We start from the raw sequence: 22,313 nt of genomic DNA on the forward strand, positions 1-22,313 counted from the left end.
GCCATAAGGTGCCTTTGCCCACCTATCCTTTCCAAAGGCAGCGCTATTGGGTTGGTGATGAGGAAACCACCCGAAGCCCTCGGCGAATGACCTCCAGCCGATCCGGCCACCCCTTGATCGGGGAGAAATTACAGCTTGCCGGTACGAATGAGATCCACTTCGAGGCCCAAATCGACCTTTCATTTCTACCTTACCTCGCGGACCATCGCGTCTTCGATACCACTGTGTTACCGGCCACCGCCTATCTGGAGATGGGCTTGGCGGCAGGCCTCGGCATTTCGGACCAGCAACCGGTATCGATAAATGAGCTTGCCGTCGAACAGGCATTGGTTTTATCGGAAGAAGAAACCACGACGGTCCAGGTCGTTTTGTCTGCGCAAAACCGGGGATACCGTTTCCAAATCTTCAGCCTGGACGGAGAATCCCGTTGGACACCGCATGGGATGGGACAACTGGTTGTCGGACAAGTGGAAGGGGCACCGGAAGCGGTCGATATAACCCGATTGCAGACCCAGTGCGCCAGCGAACTTTCCGTTACCGAGCATTACCGGACAGCGCAGGAACAGGGTCTGAATTACGGTCCCGATTTCCAGGCCGTCAGGCAGCTCTTTCAGGGCGAGGACATGGCCTTGGGTCGAATCGAGTTGTCCGAATCATTGGCCAGTCAGGTCAATAAGTACCAGTTACATCCGGCGCTGTTGGACGCCAGTGTGCAAGTGAACCTGGCGATAACGCCGGATTCGCCGTCGGACGATGAGGTCTATTTGCCGGTTGCCGTGGAGGAATTGCGGGTCTACCGTCCCGCCGGAGCGCGTGTCTGGAGCTTTGTCGAGAAGGTTGATGCGGACGAAAAGACCATAACCACCAATGTGTCCTTGTTTGATGAATCGGGCCTTCCCGTGGCCCGAATCAACGGATTTACCGTAGCACGCGTCGCTCATAGTGTCCTGCGGCGCCTTTTTCGATCGAAATCGGATGACCTGTATGAAATTGCCTGGCGGGCGCATCAGCTTGAAACCGTCCAAGCCATGGCGGAGGAAGCTACCGGCGGTTGGCTGATATTCGCCGACCGGGGCGGCCAGGGACAGGCGCTGGCCGAACGTCTGGAAGAGTCGGGGGACTCCTGCGCCCTGGTCTATGCGGGAAAGGAATACGGGAACGAAGAACCCAACGTATGGCATGTCAATCCGACCGAACCGGGCGACTTCGAACATCTCTTCGATGATGTCTTGCAGGGAGAGATGCCACCTTTACGGGGGATCGTTCACCTGTGGGGACTGGACGCCCCCGATGCCCCTGATTTGGCCACTGAAGACCTGCTTTCGGCCCAACGCATGGGTTGCGGCAGTATGCTCCATCTATTGCAGGCGCAAATCAAACATCAGCAGCCCGCCAAACTATGGTTGGTGACGCGCAATGCAATAAGGGTAGAGGAGGGGTCCGATTCCCTGGCTATCGCCCAGACACCCTTATGGGGATTGGGCAGAACCATTGCCCTGGAACATCCGGATGTATGGGGAGCAATGATCGATAGTCCGGAAGTGGCCGATATATTCGCTGAGATTACCTTCGGAGAGGGAGAGAAGGAAGGGCAGATAGCCTATCGAAACGGACAGCGGTATGTCTCCCGTCTGGCAAAGAGCACCCTATCCATCTCCGATGAGAGTGCATCATTGCACGCCGAGAACAGTTATCTGATTACCGGTGGTCTGGGGGGGCTGGGTCTGGAGGTTGCCCGGTGGATGGTCGATCAAGGGGTTCGACACCTGGTTCTGGCGGGGCGGCGCGGGCCCTCCGATGCGGCGCGGGAAATTTTGCGGCAACTGGAGGAAACGGGTACCAAAATTCTGATAGCCAATGCCGATGTCTCGGATCGAGCCCGGATGATCCGGCTGTTCGAACAAATAGATGCGGAAATGTCTCCGTTGCGGGGCATTATCCATGCCGCCGGCGTCGTGGATGATGGGGTGTTATTGCAACAAAATATCGAACGTTTCAGCAAAGTGATGGCCCCCAAGGTAGTAGGCGCCTGGCATCTGCACACCTTGACGCAGGAAAGGCCATTGGACTTTTTCGTGTGTTTCTCCTCGATAGCCTCGACGCTGGGTTCTCTGGCGCAAGGCAATTACGCGGCCGCCAATGCCTTCATGGATGCCCTGGTCCATCTGCGCCGCGCTCAAGGGCTGGCGGGCCTTTCTATCAATTGGGGTGCCTGGGCGGACTCGGGGATGGCCGCCAATCTGGCCGAGCAGAACCGGGACCGTTTGGCGGGGCTCGGAATAGATGACATCGATTTGGAAAGAGGCGTATCACTTCTGGGCGTATTGATGGGACAGTCTTCGGTTGGTCAGATCAGCGTTTTCCCCGTGGACTGGTCACGTTTCCTGCAGCAATTTCCGGTGGTGCCTGCCTTTTTATCGGAATTGACGCCGGCTCGGGCATCCGATGCCGAATCCATTGCAATCAGGCATCAATTGGAAGAGGCCTCCCAGGAGGAATACGAGTCGATCCTGGCAGGCTTTATCAAAAACCGGATTGCCGATATTCTCAAGGTAGATCCCTCCCGATTGGATGTACAACAACCGTTGAACACAATGGGATTCGATTCTCTCATGGCGATCGAATTGAGAAACTGGCTGCGGGGGGAACTGGATGTCGATATACCCGTGGCGAAATTGATCGAAGATATCAATGTTCTTGATTTGAGCCGGGAAATCAAAACACGGCTGGCGGAGGAAGGAACCGGTGCTTCACCGTCACCGACCAGCTCGAGTGCGCCGAGTTCCGAGGAGGAAATGCTCACCAAACTGGAATCCGAGCAATTGAGCGAGGAAGAGATCGATGCCCTTTTCGATGAGCATTTCGATAAGTAGTCGTTCAGACCCCGCTGCGTCATTCCGGCTAGGACGTCGGAATCCAGACGCCAGGGATGGCAAAAACAGTGGGGGTCTGAACGATACTTTCGATAAAGCATGATGCCGGGGATAAATGTCATGAATGATTCTTCCGGAAAGGCTGATCTCTCCATCGAAGAAAAGCGCTCGCGTTTGAAAAAATTATTACGCGAAAAGGCAAGCCGCGTAAAAACCTCGCATCCTTTGTCCCACGGACAACAAGCGCTTTGGTTCATACACCAGGGTGCTCCGGACAGTTCGGCCTACAACATTGCATCGGCCACGCGCTTCTATTCCCCGGTGAATGTATCGACCTTACGGACGGCACTTCAGACCTTGATCAATCGGCATTCGTCTTTGCGCACTACATTTACGATGCAAAATGGTGAACCTGTTCAGGAAATTCATGCGTACCAGGAAGTCGACTTCCAGGAAACGGACGCCTCGGCATGGTCTTGGGATGAGTTGGAAGAGCGGGTAATCCACGCATACAAACAACCATTCGATCTGAAAAAAGGGCCATTATTACGAGCCAATCTGTTTACTCGCTCGGAGTGGGACCATGTGTTTTTGGTGACGATCCACCATATCGTGTTCGACGGATGGTCCGCCTGGATATTCTGGGACGAATTCGGTCAACTGTTTTCATCGGGAGAGCCAAAAGGCCGAACCCTTCTCCCCCTCGATTTACTCTATCCGGACTACATTCGCTGGCAAAGTGACATGCTGGAAAGTGATGAGGGGAAGCGGCTGGGGACCTATTGGCAAAAGCAGTTGGCCGGTGAATTGCCAGTGCTCCAACTGCTAACCGACAGGCCGCGTCCGCCGGCACAAACCTATAACGGTGCCTCCTATCCTTTCGAATTGACCAACGACCTATCCGAACGGCTGCGGGGGTTTGCCAGGGCCGAAGGTGCCACCCCCTTTATGGTGTTTCTGGCGGCCTTTCAGGTCTTGCTGCATCGCTACACCGGTCAGGAAGACATTCTAATAGGCTCGCCAACCACAGGCCGGAGTCAACCCGAGTTCTCCGGGATCGTCGGTTACTTCGTCAACATGATGGTATTGAGAGCGGATCTGTCCGGCAATCCCCCCTTCAGCGTGTTTCTAAGGCAAGTACGTCAAACCGTTCGGGACGCGCTGGCACACCAGGATTATCCGTTCCCTTTATTGGTCGAGCGCCTGCAACCGAAACGCGACCCCAGCCGATCGCCGATCTTCCCGGTCTCGTTTGGTTTGCAAAAATCGCAGAAGCATGGCTGGGTGGATGAATGGATGTCTGGTGATCAAAAAGTCAGAATTAAAATTGGAGGAATCGAGGTAGCGCCTTTTGATATGCCGCAGCAAGAAGGCCAATTCGATTTATCTTTGGAACTCAGTGAGCGAGAGAAGAATTTTGCCGGTGTTTTTAAATACAACACGGATCTGTTCGATGAGGCAACGATTACTCGAATGGCTGAGCATTTCCGGGTTTTGTTGGAGGAGATTCTCGATAACCCGAAACAGACGCTTTCCCGACTGCCTTTACTGATCGAGGCCGAGCGACAACAGTTGCTGGCCTGGAACCGAACCGAGACCCATTATCCGCAAGACAAAACGATTGTGGATCTGTTCCAGGAACAGGTCGCGAAAATCCCGGAAAACATTGCGGTCATATTCGAAGACCAACAACTCAGCTACCGGGAACTCAATAGCCGCGTCAACCGGCTGGCCCATTATCTGATGGGGCTAGGTGTGGGCGCCGAGACCCTGGTGGGGATCTGTGTCGAGCGTTCCCTGGAGATGATAATTGGCCTTCTGGGCATCCTGAAGGCGGGTGGGGCCTATGTACCGCTGGACCCGGAATATCCCGAAGGGCGTTTACAGTTCATGTTGGAGGATTCCGGGATAAAGGTGTTATTGAGCCAAAGTTCGTTATTGGACGGGCTGCCGGCGTCGAATGGGAAAACGGTTTGTTTGGATACCGAATGGGAGAAAATTGCGGCCTGTTCCAAAGAAGATCCGGCAAGGCAAAGCGGGCCGGAAAATTTGGCCTATGTGATCTATACCTCGGGTTCTACAGGCAAACCCAAGGGGGTGATGGTCGAGCACCTGGGACTGACCAATTTGATTCATGCCCAGGTTCAGGCCTTCGGTATCATCCGGGAAAGCCGCCTGTTGCAGTTTGCCTCTTTCAGTTTCGATGCATCGGTTTCGGAGATCGCTACCACATTGACCAGCGGTGCCACGCTGCAACTGGGGTTAGGCGATAGATTTTTGCCCGATGAGCAATTCGTTCGGTCAATCGAACGCCAATCCATTACCCATGTGACCCTGCCGCCCTCTTTCCTGGTGGCCCTGCCCCAAGCCGAATTACCCGGTTTGGAAACGATGGTCGTCGCCGGTGAGGCCTGTCCCTTGGAACTGGTCGAGAGATGGTCGAGCGGACGAAGATTCATCAACGCCTACGGTCCCACGGAATCGACGGTGTGTGCCACACTGACGGAATGTCGGGCCAATGGCAATCCACCACCGATAGGCAAGCCTATAGCCAATACTCGAATCCATATTTTAGATACTAACCACAATCTGACACCACCAGGTATTCCTGGAGAGCTCTGCATTGCCGGCGTTGGATTGGCTAGAGGCTATCTCAACCGCCCCGAACTCACCGCCGAGAAATTCATCGAGGTCGAGGTCTTCGGTGAACCGCAACGCCTCTACAAAACCGGCGATCTGGCCCGCTGGCTGCCCGATGGAAATATAGAGTCTCTGGGGCGGATTGACCATCAGGTCAAGCTGAGGGGTTTTCGCATCGAGCTGGGCGAAATCGAAGCCGTATTGACGCAGCATCCATCCATACGGCAAAGCGTGGTCATCGTTTGGGAGGTGCGGTCGGATGAGAAGCGACTTGTCGCCTACGCTGTTCCAAACGCGGAACCGCCTCCGACGCCCGACGAATTACGGCGCTTCATGGAAGAGAAACTACCCGACTACATGGTCCCGGTGCGCTTTGTCCTGTTGGAAAGCCTGCCACTGACACCCAGTGGAAAGATCGACCGCCGACGTTTACCCACCCCGGACCTGTTCCGAAGAGATGTGGAACAGAAATTCATTGCACCCCGCACTCCGATCGAAAAAACGCTTGCGAACATCTGGGTCGAGGTGCTGGAGCATGGAAACATCGGCATTCACGATGATTTTTTTCATCTAGGTGGTCATTCCCTGCTGGCGGTGAGGGTGGCCTCTTTGACTCGGGAACATCTTGGGGTAGAGATGCCGGTGCGTATTTTGTTCGAGCACCCAACCCTGGCGGGGTTGGCAACGGTGATACGCGAGCAGGAGAACTGGACCCCCGGCATTCTTTTTCCCTTCAAGACCGGAACCGGAAACCTGAAACCGCCCCTCTTCTGTATCCATCCGATAGGGGGTGGAGCCTTCTGTTATCGGGAGCTGGCCGATTACCTGAACGAGAATCAGCCGGTGTATGGGATCCAGGCAGTTGGTTTCGAGGGGAAAGCGGATCCTCTGACGAGCATCGAGGCCATGGCGGTGCGTTACGTGGAAGAAATAGCGATGCTCTATCCGGAAGGTCCCTGCAATCTGTATGGCTGGTCATTCGGTGGCGTCGTAGCCTTCGAGATGGCTCGGGTGCTAAAATCAGCCGGTCGCGAGGTGGCACTCCTGGTGCTGGCGGACACAGGCCATCCGTTGAGGTTCAAAGATACGAAAGAGCCGGAAGAGGAGGAAATCCTGTTTCATCTTTTAGCGGAAGCGAGCAACCTGGAGCCGGAATTATTCCGCCAATTCCAGGATATACCGTCAGAGGATCGTATAGCTCACCTACGCCGGCGGATAACGACCGGATCAAACCTGGCCGGGTTCGGGGATATTGGGCGTTTTGCTCGGATTTATCGGAGCAATGTTCGTGCCCTCTCCACATATCAACCTCTTCCGTGGGGAGGAAGACTCCTGTTCTTGATGGCAAGTGAACGGGTTGATACCGCCGGAGAGCCCATTGATGCTATCTGGAGAGAGCTTGCGCAACTGGAGCATCATGTGGTTCCCGGCAATCACTTCACTATGCACAGACAACCCCATGTCCGAGAAATTGCGGAAATATTGGAGAATGCCATGACAGCGGCGGGCTCTTCGGACTTTTAAGTGCAAGGAATATTCATATGGAAAATCTGCGCAATACCGCAATGGCGTGGCGTAAAGTCCTCGGGTCGGATTATGTCCTGACGGACCAACCTACGCGAACAGCCGCGCAGACGGCTACCTTCGTAACGACACAGACCGTTCCCGCTGTTATTAGGCCGGGTAATCGTGAGGAGGTTCAGGCCTGTGTGAAAATTGCTAATCAATACAAAACACCGATCTATCCTATCAGCACAGGGAAAAACTGGGGATATGGTTCACGAGTTCCCATCCAAGACGGTTGTGTCGTTATGGATCTCGGGCGGCTCGATAAAATTGCCGATTACGATGATAAGTTGGCCTATGTCACAGTGGAACCAGGCGTGACGCAAAGCCAATTGTTTGAATACCTCCGCGAACGCGGGTCACATTTAATGATGAGCGTAACCGGTGGTCCAGCCGATAGCAGCTTGATTGGAAACGCCCTGGAACGGGGGATTGGGAAAGGGCCTTATGGAGACAAACTTGCTCATGTCTGTGGATTCGAAGTTGTTTTGCCCACTGGGGAATGTATTCACACCGGATTCGATCGCTTTTCCGGGGCCAAGGCTTCCAAGGTTCACCGTTGGGGAGTAGGACCTTATTTCGACGGACTGTTTACCCAGTCCAACCTTGGGATAGTCACGAAAATGACCGTATGGCTTTATCCCCGTCCCAATTATCTACAAACCTTTTTCTACACCATTAGCGACGACTCCCGCCTTGAAGAACTCGTCGATGCCTTGCGACAACTAAAATTGACAGGTCTCATCAAAGGAACCTTTATTATTAGTAACGAGTATAGAATGTTGTCTGTGAAGCAACAGTACCCCTGGGAAGAGACCGGTGGGGAAACACCGATTCCGATGGAAATCATGAAAAAATTAAGGAAATCGATAGGAGGGGCCGTGTGGGTTGGAGAAGGGGCCTTATACTCTGTCAGTCGCAAACAGGGTCGAATAGAACGAAAACTGATTAAGCAGCTTTTAAAGAAAAGAGTTGATAAACTGTTTTTTGTCGATGCCGGAATTGCAAAAGTGCTTAAATTTATTCAACCCATTTTAAAACGGATAACCGGCTTTGATATGGGGCGGATAGCGGATATGTTGTATGACAAAAACTTACATCGTGGTATTCCGACAGAAGAGACGATAGCTATGGCATATTGGAAAAAACGGTTTCCGGTGCCGGCCCGTATGGATCCGGATCTCGATGGGTGTGGATTGATCTGGTGTGTGCCAGCCGTGCCTTTCGATGGGAAGCAGGTGAGAAATGCCTTGAGGATCATCAAAGAAACGGTCAAATCGTACCAATTCGAGTTCAATGTGGCACTAAATTGCTTTACGGAAAGATGCTTGGATATCACGACAGCCATTCTTTACGATCGGGAAGTGGACGGTGAAGATGAACGCGCCAGGGAATGCCATAATACTATGCTGCAGAAGTTGACTGAAGAAGGTTACATCCCCTATCGCCTGGATATTGGTTCCATGGCCTCCCTCCCACCGCCTGAGGATGATTACGGTAAATTGCTCGAAAAGATAAAAAGGGTATTGGATCCAAACGATATTTTGGCGTCCGGCAGATATGATTTCAGAAAAGACTGGCCCAACTAAACGTAAGAAAATAGTGAGGAAATATCATGAGAAGATGGCATTTATTCGAAATTGAAGACCAGAGATGGCTTCCTGATCAATTGCGTAACCTCATAACAGATTTACTGCAATATCAATTGATAGCTTTGCGAGTCTACGAACCCGTTGTGCCTAAACTCAAGGAATTGATACGGATTACGAACTGTGAACGCATTATTGATCTATGTTCAGGCGGTGGTGGTGCATTACTACAAATTCAGGAAATATTAGCTCAAGAAAAACAGCCAGTATCAATAATGATGACGGACAAATATCCGAACCTTGAGGCATTCCGGAGAGTTCGCCGATTGTCCAACGGTCAGATAGATTTTTACCCGGAATCGATTGATGCGACATCCGTTCCTGACAATTTAGAAGGCATACGTACCCTTTTTACCTGTTTCCATCATTTTAGACCGGATGTTGGAAGAAAAATCCTCCAGGATGCAGTAGACAAAAAATTTGCTATAGGGATATTCGAATTTACGGAGAGAAAGATTTCTAATGTAATCAAAATGATATTATTCGCACCAATTATTGTTCTGTTTCAGACACCTTTTGTCAGACCTTTCAAATGGAGCAGACTAGTTTTGAGCTATATTATTCCTCTGGCTCCATTCATTTATTCTTGGGATGCTCTAGTTTCCCATCTGAGAACCTATTCAGTGGAAGAGTTGCGAGAAATGACACCGGGGTTGGAACGTGAAGATTATCGGTTTGATATAAATAAACTAAATTTAGGGAATCGTGGCATTTCAATTACTTATTTAATTGGTCGCCCAACTTCCACGATCGGAAATTGGTAATGGTTAATATTTAAGTGAAATCTTAGCCAATAGATGGCAATAATTCGGTATTATAGCGGTGCAGGAAGAGTTTCAAACAAATCTCATGCATATGGAGGCACTTGGAAAAAGATAATGTCTTACGTACGAAGCGTGCTAAATGCTGCCGCAAGGTATTATTCCAACGCTCAACATGGGCCGTTTCTCCTGTTTCTTTACCCACAGGATGATGTTGCTCGTCGGGAATAACGGCTTGATACGCTTTCCAATAGTCGCTAAAAACAATGGCCTTTTTATAATCAGATGGGATGCGATCCCAGAGTATTCGGCACGTTTCTTCACGGCGATCACCGCAGGCATAAGCAATGACTTCTCGGGTCTCTCTATTCAACGCAATCCAGATCCAAACTTTGAAAACTGTGCTGAAAACAAAAGTGAGGTGGACCCCAACCGTTGGACAGTCAGGAAGCAAAAATAAGTTAAGAACGGAGAGCGTTCTTGATAAGCTTTTATAATGATCTCTTTTTCTTCTTCCGTATAGTCCTGTCGGGGCTCAAGTACGCCATAAGCACCACAGGTTTTACAATGATATTGTGGATTGCCACACCCATTTGTGCCATTTTTGGTAACTACCTACGTCCCTAGTGACTAAACAGCAGCAGGAGCAGAAAATACCTGATGCAGTGAGGTAAAGACCTTGTGACCCTGCTTGCGGAAGGTTGAAATAGTCGCCTGGATACGGGCATAGATCCGGGCGCCCTCGACGGTCCGGAAGCAACCGCTGACCTTTGACCTTGAGTTTAACCTTGGCTGGCCGCAGGTCCCGTTCCGCCTGGTTATTCGTGAACGGGACCCCGGCTTGTCGGGCAAAGGCCAGTACCCCATCGTGGTATGTCCGGAGTCGATCAAGCAGGTTGCGTCCTGGTGATTGCTTAGGCCTGCCGCGCTGGCCCTTGATCGGAGGTGGTTCCTCCTGGTCTGCCTGCTCAAGAATAATTCGGTAGTGTTGACGGATCTCGTCCGCCGCCCCCATCGGATGCGGTCTGTTGTAGAGGTCCAGAAGAAATTCGTGCATGTCCTTGGCCCAGACCCGGCCGTCTTCTATCAATCCCTTGAGCGCTCGTAACAGATGTGCGCCACACAGGACATGCAGGAGAACGTCGAATTTGAAATAGGCCGCCAGACAATCGTGAACCGCTTTCCCCTGGAAGTCCTTCAAGACTGACGGCGCGCTGGCAAGCGCCTCCTCACCGCGCTTCTCATGGACAAACAGGTGGGTACGCTCGCCGGTCGATGCCGTATGCAGCCAATACAATTTGCCCGCGACATGAATCCCTGTCTCATCAAAATGAACAACTTCCGCTCCCTTGAAGCCCTCCTTGGTCGCCTCCTCCAGCGGTGCCGTCTGTTCGTAGCCACGTTCCAACATATCGAGCACCGTCCCACTGTTCAGGTCATATCCCATAGAGGTCCCCGAACAGTCGGCAAATCTGTTCCAGCGCCATCCTATCCACAGACAGGAGGGTTACTAACGTCTGCACGCCAGGACCATATTGCACCGGGGCGTTGATCCCGGCAGGATAGTTGCCACCTTGAATCTTGCCACAGCACGTCATCTGCCCCATGCGATGTTCGGTCACTTCAAGCTTCGGTTCCGGCAGGTCAAAAACTTGTCGGCTTTGGACTCTTTCGTAGCGCTCTTCCGCTGCGAACGACCGACCACAACCAGCACACTGCTCCGGCAAATGCACTTCAACACAGTCAGGATTCTCTACCCGCTCCAGGGTTTTTCCCGGATGCCCTTCCTGGCCTCCAGTCCGGCGCCCGGTCGCTTTCGGAATACCAGGACGAATCGGCTTTTTCTTGTACCCATCACTGCTCGGTGGTTGATCGCTGTTTGTACTGTCCAATCCCAAACGACGACGCAATTCGGCGTTCTCAGCTTTGAGTCGCTCAACTTCTCTCCAAAGTTGCTTTACTAGCCCCTTGAGGAGCTCTACATCATCTGGAATATCAATCAGCTGGTTAGTTTATCTCATTCTCTACATGAGACGGTAGGTAGTTACCATTTTTGACAATATCTTTACTCTGACATTTGCGGCAAGTATGAACTTTCTCTTCAATAATCATAGCTGAAAACCCTGTGATTGAATTGGTGCCTGAAGGTAGTCGTTCAAATCCCACTGCGTCATTCTGGAAAGGAGCGTCGAAATCCGGTACCAAATAGATGGTAAAAATCGCAGGACTTTGAATGATTAAGGATTTAAAAATTTTACTATATCACTCTGTTATTTACCACTACCACCCTCCCAAAGTGAGACAATAAACTTTATATATCCGAACGCACAGCATTCGGATGATGTTCCTCATATTCCGGTCCGATTTCTCCAAGTCGATCATCGATAAAAATCGAGGTTTTTCAAACGAGCAATATCGGATTGATATTGAATTTTTTGCATATCGGAAAAACGGTCACGTCGAGGTTCACCCTCCCGACAATGAAAGGAATACAGCAGGAAGGGGGAGTGAAGCATCAAGACCGAAATAATTGTTGGGAGGATGAATCCGATGAAAAACGTGCTTCTATGACCTCGATTTGAACCCCCGACTGCTGGTTTTTCAATCAAGCCAGCTGATTTTGTGCAGCAAAATCATTTGGAGCAAGATCATCCATGAAATTCCCCTACGGTATCAGCGACTTTGATTCTCTTATCACGAGACAATTCTATTACGTGGACCGCACGGACCACATCCCATTACTGGAAGAGGCCGGTGACCAACTGCTCTTCCTGCGCCCGCGTCGGTTCGGCAAGAGCCTGCTGTTGTCGATGCTGGAGAACTACTACGATCTCAACCAGGCGGACCGGTTCGAGCAGCTGTTCGGGGAACTTGCCATCGGCCGCAACCCCACCGCCGGGCACAACCGGTACTTCGTACTCAAATGGGACTTTTCCGAGGTCAGCCCGATCGGTGACGGCGAGGAGATCAAGCGTAATCTTTATCGTTACCTGAATCTTCGGATCAGTGCTTGCTCGGATTATTACCGGGAAACACTGCCGGGTCCCCTCCAAATCGATCCCCAGGATGCCCTTGCCTCTTTTCAGTCGTTACTGAATACCGTGCGGCAGGCCGGTCACCCCCTTTATCTCCTCATCGACGAATACGACAACTTCGCCAATGAATTGATGATGGGGCACCGGAGCGTGGAGGAAAGCCGTTATCAGGCCCTATTGTCCGGTGAGGGCTGCATGAAGGCCCTGTTCAAGACCGTCAAGGCCGCTGCCGGTGGGCGGGGGTTGAGAAAGGTCTTCATCACCGGCGTATCCCCGGTTGCCATGAGTGATCTGACCAGCGCCTACAATGTGGCGGAGAATATTTATTTACTTCCGCAATTCAATGCGCTGTGTGGTTTCCGGGAAGCGGAGCTCGCTAGGGTCCTGTCGGAGATCGCCAGGGAGTGCGATTTGCCCCAATCCGATGCGGACGAGGCGCTTTCCATAATGCGAACCTTCTATAACGGTTATCGCTTCAGCCGAAATACCGAAGAGCAGGTCTATAATCCCACCCTCGCGCTCTACTTCCTGAAGGTTTTCCGGCGTGACTGCCGCTATCCGGATGAGATTCTGGATAACAACTTGGCCATGGACCGAGGCAAGATGCATTACATCTCCCGCTTGCCCGAGGGCCGACGGCTGATCCTCGATGCCCTGGCCGAGGCCGAGCCGGTGCATGTTCCGAGACTGGCCGATCGCTTCGGGGTGGAAGACATGCTCCACGCCCCCAAGGATACCGGCTTTGTGGCATCCCTCCTGTACTATTTCGGCATCCTGACCCAGGGCGGTGTGACACCCTTCGGCGAGCTTATCCTGCGCATCCCCAACCTGGTCATTCGCAAGCTCTACGCCGAGCGCATCAAGGAAATGTTGCTGCCGGAAGGGAAGACGCTGGACCTGGCGCGCCGGGCCGCCGAGGCCCTGTACCAGCACGGCGATCTACAACCTTTATGCGATTTCGTGGAACAGAAGTATTTCAATGTGTTCAGCAACCGTGATTACGCCTGGAGCAATGAGCTGACCGTCAAGACCGCGTTTCTGACCCTGCTCTTCAACGATACCCTGTACATCATGGAATCGGAGATCGAGCTGGAACGCGGTCATGCGGATCTGACCATGATCGTGCGCCCGGATAGGCGTCAGTACCGGATACTGGATATCCTCATCGAGTTTAAATTCGTGTCGCTGAAAGAAGCCGGACTCGATGGTAAGACACTCGAACAAATGGATCGCGAGGCACTACGGGCGCTGCCCGCCGTGCAAAGCAAACAACGCGAGGCCGAAGCGGGTCTGGCGCGCTACCGGGCCAAATTGAAGGCCAAATTCGGCGCTCTGCCGCGCCTGCACAGCTTCAGCGTGGTGGCGGTGGGATTCGAGCGATTGGTGTTTTCGCCGTCGGAATAACCCGGAAATCGGAAAAATATACCCATTGCCCGTGAATATCTTCGGTAAGCGAGGTGGGTCGATCGTGCCCGAGAGCAAGGCGCGACGAGGAGGAATAGCCGGCCCCTATTGCGACGAGTCGCAACGCGGCTATCGGGTGCGAGCGGCGTGCATCGCGGCGAAATATTCACGAGCAATGGGTATATCAGGTTCCCCCGCCGAAAAAAAGGGCGGTGGACGCTTGACAGTCCGGTACAAGCCCCTATTATTGGCACTCTCAAACAGCGAGTGCTAACAGCCGGTCACCGGTATCGAACCTCCGCACTTGCCATCACTAGCTCAAGCAATGAAGGAGATTGCTCCAAATGAAGATCCGTCCCTTACACGACCGCGTCGTCGTTCGCCGCATGGAGGAGGAACGCACCTCCGCCGGCGGTATCGTGATCCCGGATTCCGCGACCGAGAAGCCGATTCAGGGTGAAGTCATCACCGTCGGCAAGGGTAAGATCCTGGACAGTGGCGAGACCCGCCCCCTGGATGTGAAGGAGGGTGATCGGGTGCTGTTCGGCAAGTACTCGGGCACCGAGGTCAAGATCGAGGGCGAAGACCTCCTGGTGATGCGCGAGGAAGACATCATGGGGGTCGTCGAGGGCTGATGGGCCCCAGCCGGTACCTAAGCACAGCAGACGCCTATCCCACTGAAATCAGGACATAGAGTAATGAGCGCAAAAGACGTCAAATTCAGCGACGACGCCCGCAACCGTATGATGACGGGTGTCAACATTCTGGCCAACGCCGTTAAGGTCACCCTCGGCCCCAAGGGCCGCAACGTGGTGCTCGAAAAGAGCTTCGGCGCCCCCACCATGACCAAGGACGGTGTGTCCGTGGCCAAGGAGATCGAGCTCAAAGACAAGTTCGAGAACATGGGCGCCCAGATGGTCAAGGAGGTCGCCTCCAAGACCTCCGACGTGGCCGGCGACGGCACCACCACCGCCACCGTGCTGGCCCAGGCCATGGTGCGCGAGGGGCTGAAGGCGGTGGCCGCCGGCATGAATCCCATGGACCTGAAGCGCGGCATCGACAAGGCCGTCGGGGCCACTGTGGAGCAGCTCAAGGCCCTGTCCAAGCCCTGCTCGGACAACAAGGAGATCGCCCAGGTGGGCACCATCTCGGCCAACTCCGATGAGTCCATCGGCAAGATCATCGCTGAGGCCATGGAGAAGGTGGGCAAGGAGGGGGTCATCACCGTGGAGGAAGGCAAATCTCTGGACAACGAGTTGGATGTGGTCGAAGGCATGCAGTTCGATCGCGGTTACCTCTCCCCCTACTTCATCAACAACCAACAAAGTCAGAACGTGGAGCTGGAAGACCCCTACATCCTGCTGCACGACAAGAAGATCTCCAACATCCGCGACCTGCTGCCGGTGCTGGAGAGCGTAGCCAAGGCCGGCAAGCCGCTGCTGATCATCGCCGAGGACGTGGAAGGCGAAGCCCTGGCCACCCTGGTGGTCAATTCCATCCGCGGTATCATCAAGGTCTGTGCCGTCAAGGCGCCGGGCTTCGGCGATCGGCGCAAGGCCATGCTCCAAGACATCGCCATCCTCACCGGTGCCACCGTCATCGCTGAGGAAGTCGGCCTCTCCCTGGAGAAGGCCAGCCTCAACGAGTTGGGTACCGCCAAGAAGGTCCAGATTACCAAGGAAGAGACCACCATCATCGACGGTGCCGGCTCCGATACTGACATCAAGGGCCGGGTCGAGCAGATCCGCGGTGAGATCGAAGAGACCAGCTCCGACTATGACCGCGAGAAGCTCCAGGAGCGGCTTGCCAAGCTGGCCGGCGGCGTGGCCGTAATCCAGGTCGGCGCAGCCACCGAGGTGGAGATGAAGGAGAAGAAGGCGCGGGTGGAAGACGCCCTGCATGCCACCCGGGCCGCCGTCGAGGAGGGCATCGTCGCCGGTGGCGGCGTCGCCCTGGTGCGTGCCCTGGCCAAGCTCGACGGCCTGAAGGGGACCAATCACGACCAGGATGTGGGGATCGGCATTGCCCACCGCGCCATGGAGGAACCTCTACGCCAGATCGTAGCCAACGCCGGTGCCGAGGCCTCCGTGGTGATGCAGAAGGTCGCCGAGGATACGGGCAACTTCGGCTACAACGCCACCACCGGTGAGTATGGCGATCTGGTCACCATGGGCATCCTGGATCCCACCAAGGTGGTACGCTCGGCGTTGCAGAACGCCGCCTCGATTGCCGGACTCATGATCACTACCGAAGCCATGGTGGCCGAGGAGCCCAAGGAGGAGACGCCGCCCATGCCGGCCGGCGGTGGTATGGGAGATATGGGCGGCATGGGAATGATGTAACCGTTCCCGGGCTATTCGCTCATTGGAGAAAACCCCGCTTCGGCGGGGTTTTTTTGCGGACCTGACATCCACTTTGCGCCTTTGCGGTTCCAAATCCCGATCCGCCGGGCTAGTGTTTTCGGGAAGATGGATACGCACTCACCTGGCACAGTCGCAGCCACCCGTGGTCGGGCCGTTCGAAAATAGATATCATGGCGCCCGTCCCGAACTGGCTAGGAAGGTGCCTGCTGTGGCACCCGCGCCCTCCTCATTACCCATGTTGCGAGGCCGGATCCTCCGGACAGGTCCGGGTGAGGTGTTCGGGCTTGACGTCCGGACCAACGAACGGCATCACCCCAACCGACCTTGCAGCCGGCAGGACGCTCCAGACAGCCGCGCGATGTTGAACTTGAGCCAACAGGTACTGCGAACGGACTTGTCCGGAATGCCCCTGGACTGGGTAGATTACCGCTCGGCCGCCAGGCTCTATTCCCTCGGCCAGGTCGTCTACGGGTGCGGCAACCGCCTGTTTCTCCTCCACGGCGGTATCAATGCCGCCACCAAGCGCCGCAGCACTCTGGAGATCAACTCCATCATCGCCACCCACGGCATTCATCACGCGCTGAACAAGCTGAAGGACGGCTATGTGCCTCCCCTGTCCAATCGGACCCTGTTTCAACGCGACGATTACATCTGCCTGTATTGCGGCGGCCGCTTCTCCGCCCGCCAGCTGTCAAGGGACCATGTGCGTCCCATCAGTCAGGGCGGTGAGGATCAATGGAACAACCTGGTGACGGCCTGCGTGCGCTGCAATAATCACAAGGCCGGCCGCACCCCGGAGGCCGCCGGGATGGAGCTGCTGGCCGTGCCCTTCACGCCCAACCATGCCGAGTATATCTTCCTCATGGGCCGCAATGTGCTGGCGGATCAAATGGCGTTTCTGCGCGCCCATTTTCCCCGCTCGAGCCCCCTGCTGCGGCGGCTGGGTTGACTGACGATGACTGACTGGTCAGCCATCGCCGCAGCGATCGGCAATGCCGGTGGCGGGCGGGTCGATCCAAGCACCTCGCGCGCGGTCGGCGGGGGCTGCATCAATAGGGCCTACCACCTGGGCAGTGGCCCCCACACTTATTTCGTGAAGCTCAACGGCTGGGATCGGCTCGCCATGTTCGAGGCCGAGGCCGCGGGGCTCGAGGCGATGGCGGACACCGGCACCATTCGAGTCCCGCGCCCCCTGTGCACCGGCACCGCGGGTGCGCAGTCCTACATCGTCATGGAATATATCGCCCTCGGCAGATCCGGCGCGCATGGAGCCGGCGAGGCGGGTCACCAGCTTGCCGCGATGCACCTGGCCTCCCGGGCTGACTTCGGCTGGGATCGCGACAACACCATCGGCTCCACCCACCAGCCGAACCATCCTGAACAGGATTGGGTAACCTTCTGGGGGCGACACCGGCTGGGGTTCCAACTCGACCTGGCGACCCGTAACGGATACGGCCGCCGGCTCCGGGACCAGGGTGAGCGACTGCTCGTCGCTCTACCCGCCCTGATCGACCATGCCCCGGTCCCCTCCCTGCTCCACGGCGACCTATGGGGAGGCAACTTGGGCTTCGACGAGGCTGGACATCCGGTGATCTTCGACCCGGCCCTTTACTATGGCGACCGCGAGGCGGATATCGCCATGACCGAGCTCTTCGGCGGCTTCGGGGGGGATTTCTACGCCGCCTACAACGAGGCCTGGCCCCTGGACCCGGGATACCGGACGCGCAAGGACCTGTACAACCTATACCACATCCTCAACCATCTGAACCTGTTCGGCTCAGGTTACCTGGGACAGGCAGAGGGGATGCTGCAAGGGTTACTGGCACAGGTACGCTGAGCGCTTTCCGCTACCGGGTCGCAGCACCTATAGACTTCCGGCTCTTTATGGATTCCGGACCGCTTTGGAATGCACCGGCTTAAGCGGCGCGGCCACGTCGAACCGCAACGACGGAGAATACAGCAGCCTTGACTGGAAATTTGAGCGTTGGGTTCCACACCCGCCGCGGTGACGGTGTTTTTCCCCGACTGCAACTTTCATATGCAAATTTCTCGGAGGAGGCACACATCAGGCTCAAGTGATTATGCCCGCAATATAAGTCGAAATGATGGACTAGGGACTTGGATGTAATGACCGAACTGCGCCTGTGGCCGGTATCCCGCTGTTCCACCATACGTCCGGCCCTGCGACTCCTGCTCGTGCTCTTGGTCCTCCCCATGGCCCAGGAGATACAGGCGCTCAAGCTCGAAGTGCGGGTCGAGGGGCTGACCGGTGAATACGAGAAATACGAAAAAAACGTGCTGGCGCTGCTCGGGATCTACCAGGAACGCAAGGACAAGGATCTCTCAGTGCCGCGGCTCGAGGCCCTGCACCGGCGGGCCCCCGGTCAGATCCGCAAGGCATTGGCGCCCTTTGGTTTCTACCGGGTGCAAGTGGAGGATACCTTGACCAGGCCGACGGTCGAGGACGGGGCCTGGGTGGCCGACTACCAGGTGGTTCCGGGCGAGCCCGTCCGGGTGGGCCAGGCGCAGGAGTCCGTCGACTATCGCATCACAGGTCCGGGTGCCGAAGATCCGATTTTTCCTAAAGCGTTTCCCATACAACCGGGGAATGTGCTGCTGCATTCGGAGTACGACAAGGCCACCGATAATATCCGCAGTCTTGCCGCCCGGAACGGCTATCTGGATTACGAGCTGACCTTCAATCGGGCACTGATCGACCTGGACAACTACCAGGCCATCATTCAGTTCCACCTCCATACCGGTCCCCGTTACTACCTGGGTGACGTGAGCTTCACTCAGGACCTGCTCGACGACCGTTATCTCGCGCGGTTCGTCGGCTTCAAACCCAAAGACCGCTACGACCCGGAGGCACTGCTGACCCTCCAGGGCAACCTGCTCGGAACCGAGTACTACGAGCGAGTGGAAATCGTCCCGCACAAGGCAGCGGCCGGGGAGAAACGAACCGTCCCCATCGAGGTGATCGCGACCCCCAACAAGGCCAACAAATACCGCTTCGGCTTTGGTTACGCCACCGACGTGGGCCCCCGCGTGACCCTGGAGTGGCGGCGCCGTTACCTGACCCGGTGGGGTCACACCCTCAAGCTGGAAACCAATATTTCTCAACCTCTTCAGAGAATGAAAGGCGATTACCGGATTCCCATCGGCAATCCGCTGCGCGACTACGTCACCATTCGTCCCGACCTGCGCTCCTACGACATCGCGGGCCGGAAGGGAGACATCCAGACCCTGCAAGTCGCCCACTCGGTGGTGACTCCGGGCGGCTGGCGGCGTACCGCCGGCATCGACTACCGGCGGGAGCAGTTCGAGATTACCGCGGATGATGCGGAGTTGGTCAACGAGTTGGTGCCCAACATCACCTGGTCCAAGACGGTCACCGACGACCCTGTTTACACCACCAATGGCTATCGGATCAAATTTGCCCTCCTCGGCACCACCCAGGGGCTGATCTCCCCCGCCTCCTACCTGAGCGGGAGCGCACGCTTCAAGTGGATAAAGAGCTTTCTCGATCATTACCGTCTCATCGCCCGCTCGGACCTGGGGGCGAGCTGGGCGAACAGCGTCTTTGACCTGCCTGCCAGTCGCCGCTATTTTGCCGGCGGTGACAACAGCATCCGCGGCTGGGCCCTGGATGTGCTGGGTCCCGACGACCCCAGCACCAAGGAAGCCGTCGGTGGGCGCTATCTGGCGGTGGGGAGTCTGGAGCTCGAGCGCCGCATCAAGGGCAACTGGAGCGGAACCGTCTTCACGGACTTCGGCAACGCCTTCGACCCGGATTTCACCCGCCAGGTGGAGGTCGGCACCGGCCTCGGGATACGCTGGCGCTCGCCCATCGGGCAGATTCGCATGGATGTGGCCTTCGCGCTGACCAAGGACAGCAGCCCGGCCCGCCTCCACATTGTGATCGGTCCGGACCTGTGAACAAGGCAACTCCATCCCATTGGCTCACCTTTACAACCGCAATAAAGGCGGTCAAAGTCCCAGCCATGGGATTTTTCAGGACGGTGCCCGCAAACCGCGATTTCCAGGTACCTTCGGATTCCCGGCAAGGGAGGACGACAGCATGAAGAAGACCGGCCGCCAAATCGTCACCTTCGACTGGGCCATCAAGACCATCCTGCGCGACAAGGCCAATTTCGATGTTCTGGAGGGTTTTCTGACCGCCCTGTTCGGACGCGCGGTGGTCATCCTCGATATGCTGGAGAGTGAGAGCAACCGCCAGGACGACCGTGACAAATACAACCGCGTGGATCTTCTGGCTAAGACCGAAGACGGCGAGCGGATTATCGTCGAGGTGCAATACCTCTCGGAGATGGCCTACCTCAAGCGCCTGACTTACGGCACCGCCAAGACCATGGTCGAGACCCTGAAGCTGGGCGAGCCCTATGCCAATCTCAAGAAGGTCTACTCCATCAGCCTCCTCTATTTCGACGTCACCGAAGACGGTGACGACTACATCTACCACGGCAAGACCGAATTCACGGGCCTCCATACCCACCATCCGGTGACCTTGAAGAAATCCCTGGTCGGCGAGCCGGTTCGCATCGGCGAGACCAATATCTTTCCCGAATACTATCTGATTCCCCTGAAACGCTTTACGGACGTGGTGCGGGACGACCTGGATCAGTGGGTTTATGCCTTCAAGAACAACGAGGTCCTGGACGAATTTACCGCCCCCGGTATCGGGGCCTTGAAGGAGAAATTCGATTATCTGAGGATGGATGAGAGGGAGCGCAGAAGGTTCGACAAGCATATCGATTACGTCCGCTCCGAGTGGGGCATGATCGAGGATGCCCGACAGGACGGGCTAGAGGTAGGGCTGGCGAGAGGGCGCGAGGAAGGGCTGGAGGAAGGACTTGCGAAAGGACGCGAGGAAGAAAGGAGAATCCTTGTCAAGTCTCTGTACGACAATGGGATAGCCATTGAAACCATTGCCACATCCGTTGGACTCTCCGAACCGGCAATACGCCGGTTGCTCGACGACATGAGCGATTTATGACAAGCGTCACAGGTTACGAAGACGACGTGGTCGCCTGGGCCACGGAGCAGGCAAATCTACTGCGTGAGGGACGGCTCGACCAACTTGACCGAGAGCATCTGGCCGAGGAGATCGAAGACGTGGGCAAAAGCGAGCAGCGGGAGCTGGTCAGCCGCATGACGCGATTGCTGGTGCACCTCCTCAAGTGGCAGCAGCAACCGGGACGCCGCGGCGCAAGTTGGCAAATTACCATCCGCAACCAGCGGCGCGGTATCGCCCGGCGCCTGAAAGAAACGCCGAGCCTGCGCCCTAAACTCGCCGAACCCGACTGGTGGGCCGGCGTGTGGGACGATGCCACGGCTCAAGCGGCAGAAGAAACCGGACTCTCCGATTTTCCCGAGACCTGCCCCTGGGACGCGAGTGAGATCCTGGATCAGGAGTGGTTGCCGGAGTAGGGCAAGACTTGATTTGTCGTGGGGGAAGCTGAAAAGCTAAACTGAATTTTTTCAAGCTTCCCCAGCATCTCGAATCACGGCTGTCAATCCATGTCATGCGCTTCTCATCGGAACAGTCGCAGCGGCCGATCCGCCTGTTTGCTCAGATTCACCTTGTTGATAATAGCGGCAATTACGTTTACCGCTCCTCTCAGCCGCCCCCGCGACACCTGAACCGTCTTTCCCCGCCCCTTGGCTCCGCATCCCGGCCAAAGGTGACCTAGGTCCGGCCAGTAACCAGATCCGAGATCTTGCGATCGGACCGCTCGGGGCCTTGTGGGTCGCTACCGACAAGGGCCTGAGCCAGCTCTGGGAGGGGAACTTCCGCCATCGATGCCGCTGCCGGCCTGCCCTCTGATGAGGTTAATGCAGTGGTCGCGGCCGGCCCCATCCTGGTGGCCGCTACCGGCAAGGGTGTGGCAATAATCCGGGATCCCGGCACTGTCGGGTCCCGGATGATTACATAGGATCTAAGATTGGGTCATTGTTGCGTGCCCGAGAGGTCATGGAGTTGCTGGTAGCCACGTCTGTA

At 55.6% G+C, this 22,313-nt stretch carries 13 protein-coding genes and 1 pseudogene; 12 read left to right on the forward strand and 2 right to left on the reverse strand.

Annotated features, from left to right (window positions below; genetic code table 11):
- The first annotated feature begins 86 nt into the window (after nt 1-86).
- The 4 genes from E1958_RS18185 (at nt 87) to E1958_RS18200 (ending at nt 9,492) form a co-directional block, all read left to right on the forward strand.
- On the forward strand, nt 87-2,873 hold the full coding sequence (locus E1958_RS18185; RefSeq protein WP_133513131.1) for a type I polyketide synthase: 2,787 nt from the start codon (nt 87-89) through the stop codon (nt 2,871-2,873).
- A 120-nt stretch (nt 2,874-2,993) separates the two neighbouring features.
- The gene (locus E1958_RS18190) at nt 2,994-7,037 is read left to right on the forward strand and encodes a non-ribosomal peptide synthetase (RefSeq protein WP_165742232.1); all 4,044 of its coding nucleotides are present in this window, start codon (nt 2,994-2,996) and stop codon (nt 7,035-7,037) included.
- A 17-nt stretch (nt 7,038-7,054) separates the two neighbouring features.
- Nucleotides 7,055-8,668, forward strand: a complete 1,614-nt coding sequence (locus E1958_RS18195; RefSeq protein ID WP_133513133.1) for an FAD-binding oxidoreductase — start codon at nt 7,055-7,057, stop codon at nt 8,666-8,668.
- A gap of 26 nt (nt 8,669-8,694) precedes the next feature.
- Entirely contained in the window at nt 8,695-9,492 is a 798-nt protein-coding gene (locus tag E1958_RS18200; RefSeq protein ID WP_133513134.1) for a hypothetical protein, read from the forward strand.
- 22 nt (nt 9,493-9,514) lie between these two features.
- Here the strand turns inward: E1958_RS18200 and E1958_RS18205 are convergent, their stop codons facing one another.
- Together E1958_RS18205 and tnpC are read right to left on the reverse strand one after the other, a co-directional pair.
- Nucleotides 9,515-9,862: an IS1 family transposase gene (locus tag E1958_RS18205; RefSeq protein ID WP_243725304.1), complete on the reverse strand. Its 348-nt coding sequence runs from the start codon at nt 9,860-9,862 to the stop codon at nt 9,515-9,517.
- A gap of 257 nt (nt 9,863-10,119) precedes the next feature.
- Nucleotides 10,120-11,495 (reverse strand): annotated as a pseudogene (tnpC, locus tag E1958_RS22170) (IS66 family transposase); the annotation flags it as partial.
- Between the two features lie 648 nt (nt 11,496-12,143).
- On the opposite strand from tnpC, the gene E1958_RS18220 reads away from it, so the two are divergent.
- The 8 genes from E1958_RS18220 (at nt 12,144) to E1958_RS18255 (ending at nt 21,742) form a co-directional block, all read left to right on the forward strand.
- Entirely contained in the window at nt 12,144-13,928 is a 1,785-nt protein-coding gene (locus E1958_RS18220; protein ID WP_133513138.1) for an AAA family ATPase, read from the forward strand.
- A gap of 344 nt (nt 13,929-14,272) precedes the next feature.
- Nucleotides 14,273-14,563, forward strand: a complete 291-nt coding sequence (gene groES, locus E1958_RS18225; protein WP_089724999.1) for a co-chaperone GroES — start codon at nt 14,273-14,275, stop codon at nt 14,561-14,563.
- Nucleotides 14,564-14,626: 63 nt separating this feature from the next.
- A complete protein-coding gene (gene groL, locus E1958_RS18230) occupies nt 14,627-16,270 on the forward strand; it encodes a chaperonin GroEL (protein WP_133513139.1) in 1,644 nt (547 codons plus the stop codon).
- Nucleotides 16,271-16,649: 379 nt separating this feature from the next.
- Complete coding sequence (locus E1958_RS18235; protein ID WP_133513140.1) at nt 16,650-17,240, forward strand: HNH endonuclease; 591 nt, start codon at nt 16,650-16,652, stop codon at nt 17,238-17,240.
- A 6-nt stretch (nt 17,241-17,246) separates the two neighbouring features.
- Nucleotides 17,247-18,128: a fructosamine kinase family protein gene (locus E1958_RS18240; protein WP_133513141.1), complete on the forward strand. Its 882-nt coding sequence runs from the start codon at nt 17,247-17,249 to the stop codon at nt 18,126-18,128.
- A gap of 290 nt (nt 18,129-18,418) precedes the next feature.
- The gene (locus tag E1958_RS18245) at nt 18,419-20,230 is read left to right on the forward strand and encodes an autotransporter assembly complex protein TamA (RefSeq protein ID WP_133513142.1); all 1,812 of its coding nucleotides are present in this window, start codon (nt 18,419-18,421) and stop codon (nt 20,228-20,230) included.
- 142 nt (nt 20,231-20,372) lie between these two features.
- Nucleotides 20,373-21,308: an Rpn family recombination-promoting nuclease/putative transposase gene (locus tag E1958_RS18250; RefSeq protein WP_133513143.1), complete on the forward strand. Its 936-nt coding sequence runs from the start codon at nt 20,373-20,375 to the stop codon at nt 21,306-21,308.
- Entirely contained in the window at nt 21,305-21,742 is a 438-nt protein-coding gene (locus E1958_RS18255) for a DUF29 domain-containing protein (protein WP_089725013.1), read from the forward strand. The genes E1958_RS18250 and E1958_RS18255 overlap by 4 nt, the downstream gene beginning before the upstream one ends.
- The last annotated feature ends 571 nt before the right edge of the window (nt 21,743-22,313 follow it).

Origin of the sequence: Candidatus Thiosymbion oneisti, from assembly GCF_004359955.1 — a bacterium.
Lineage (GTDB): Bacteria > Pseudomonadota > Gammaproteobacteria > Chromatiales > Chromatiaceae > Thiosymbion > Thiosymbion oneisti.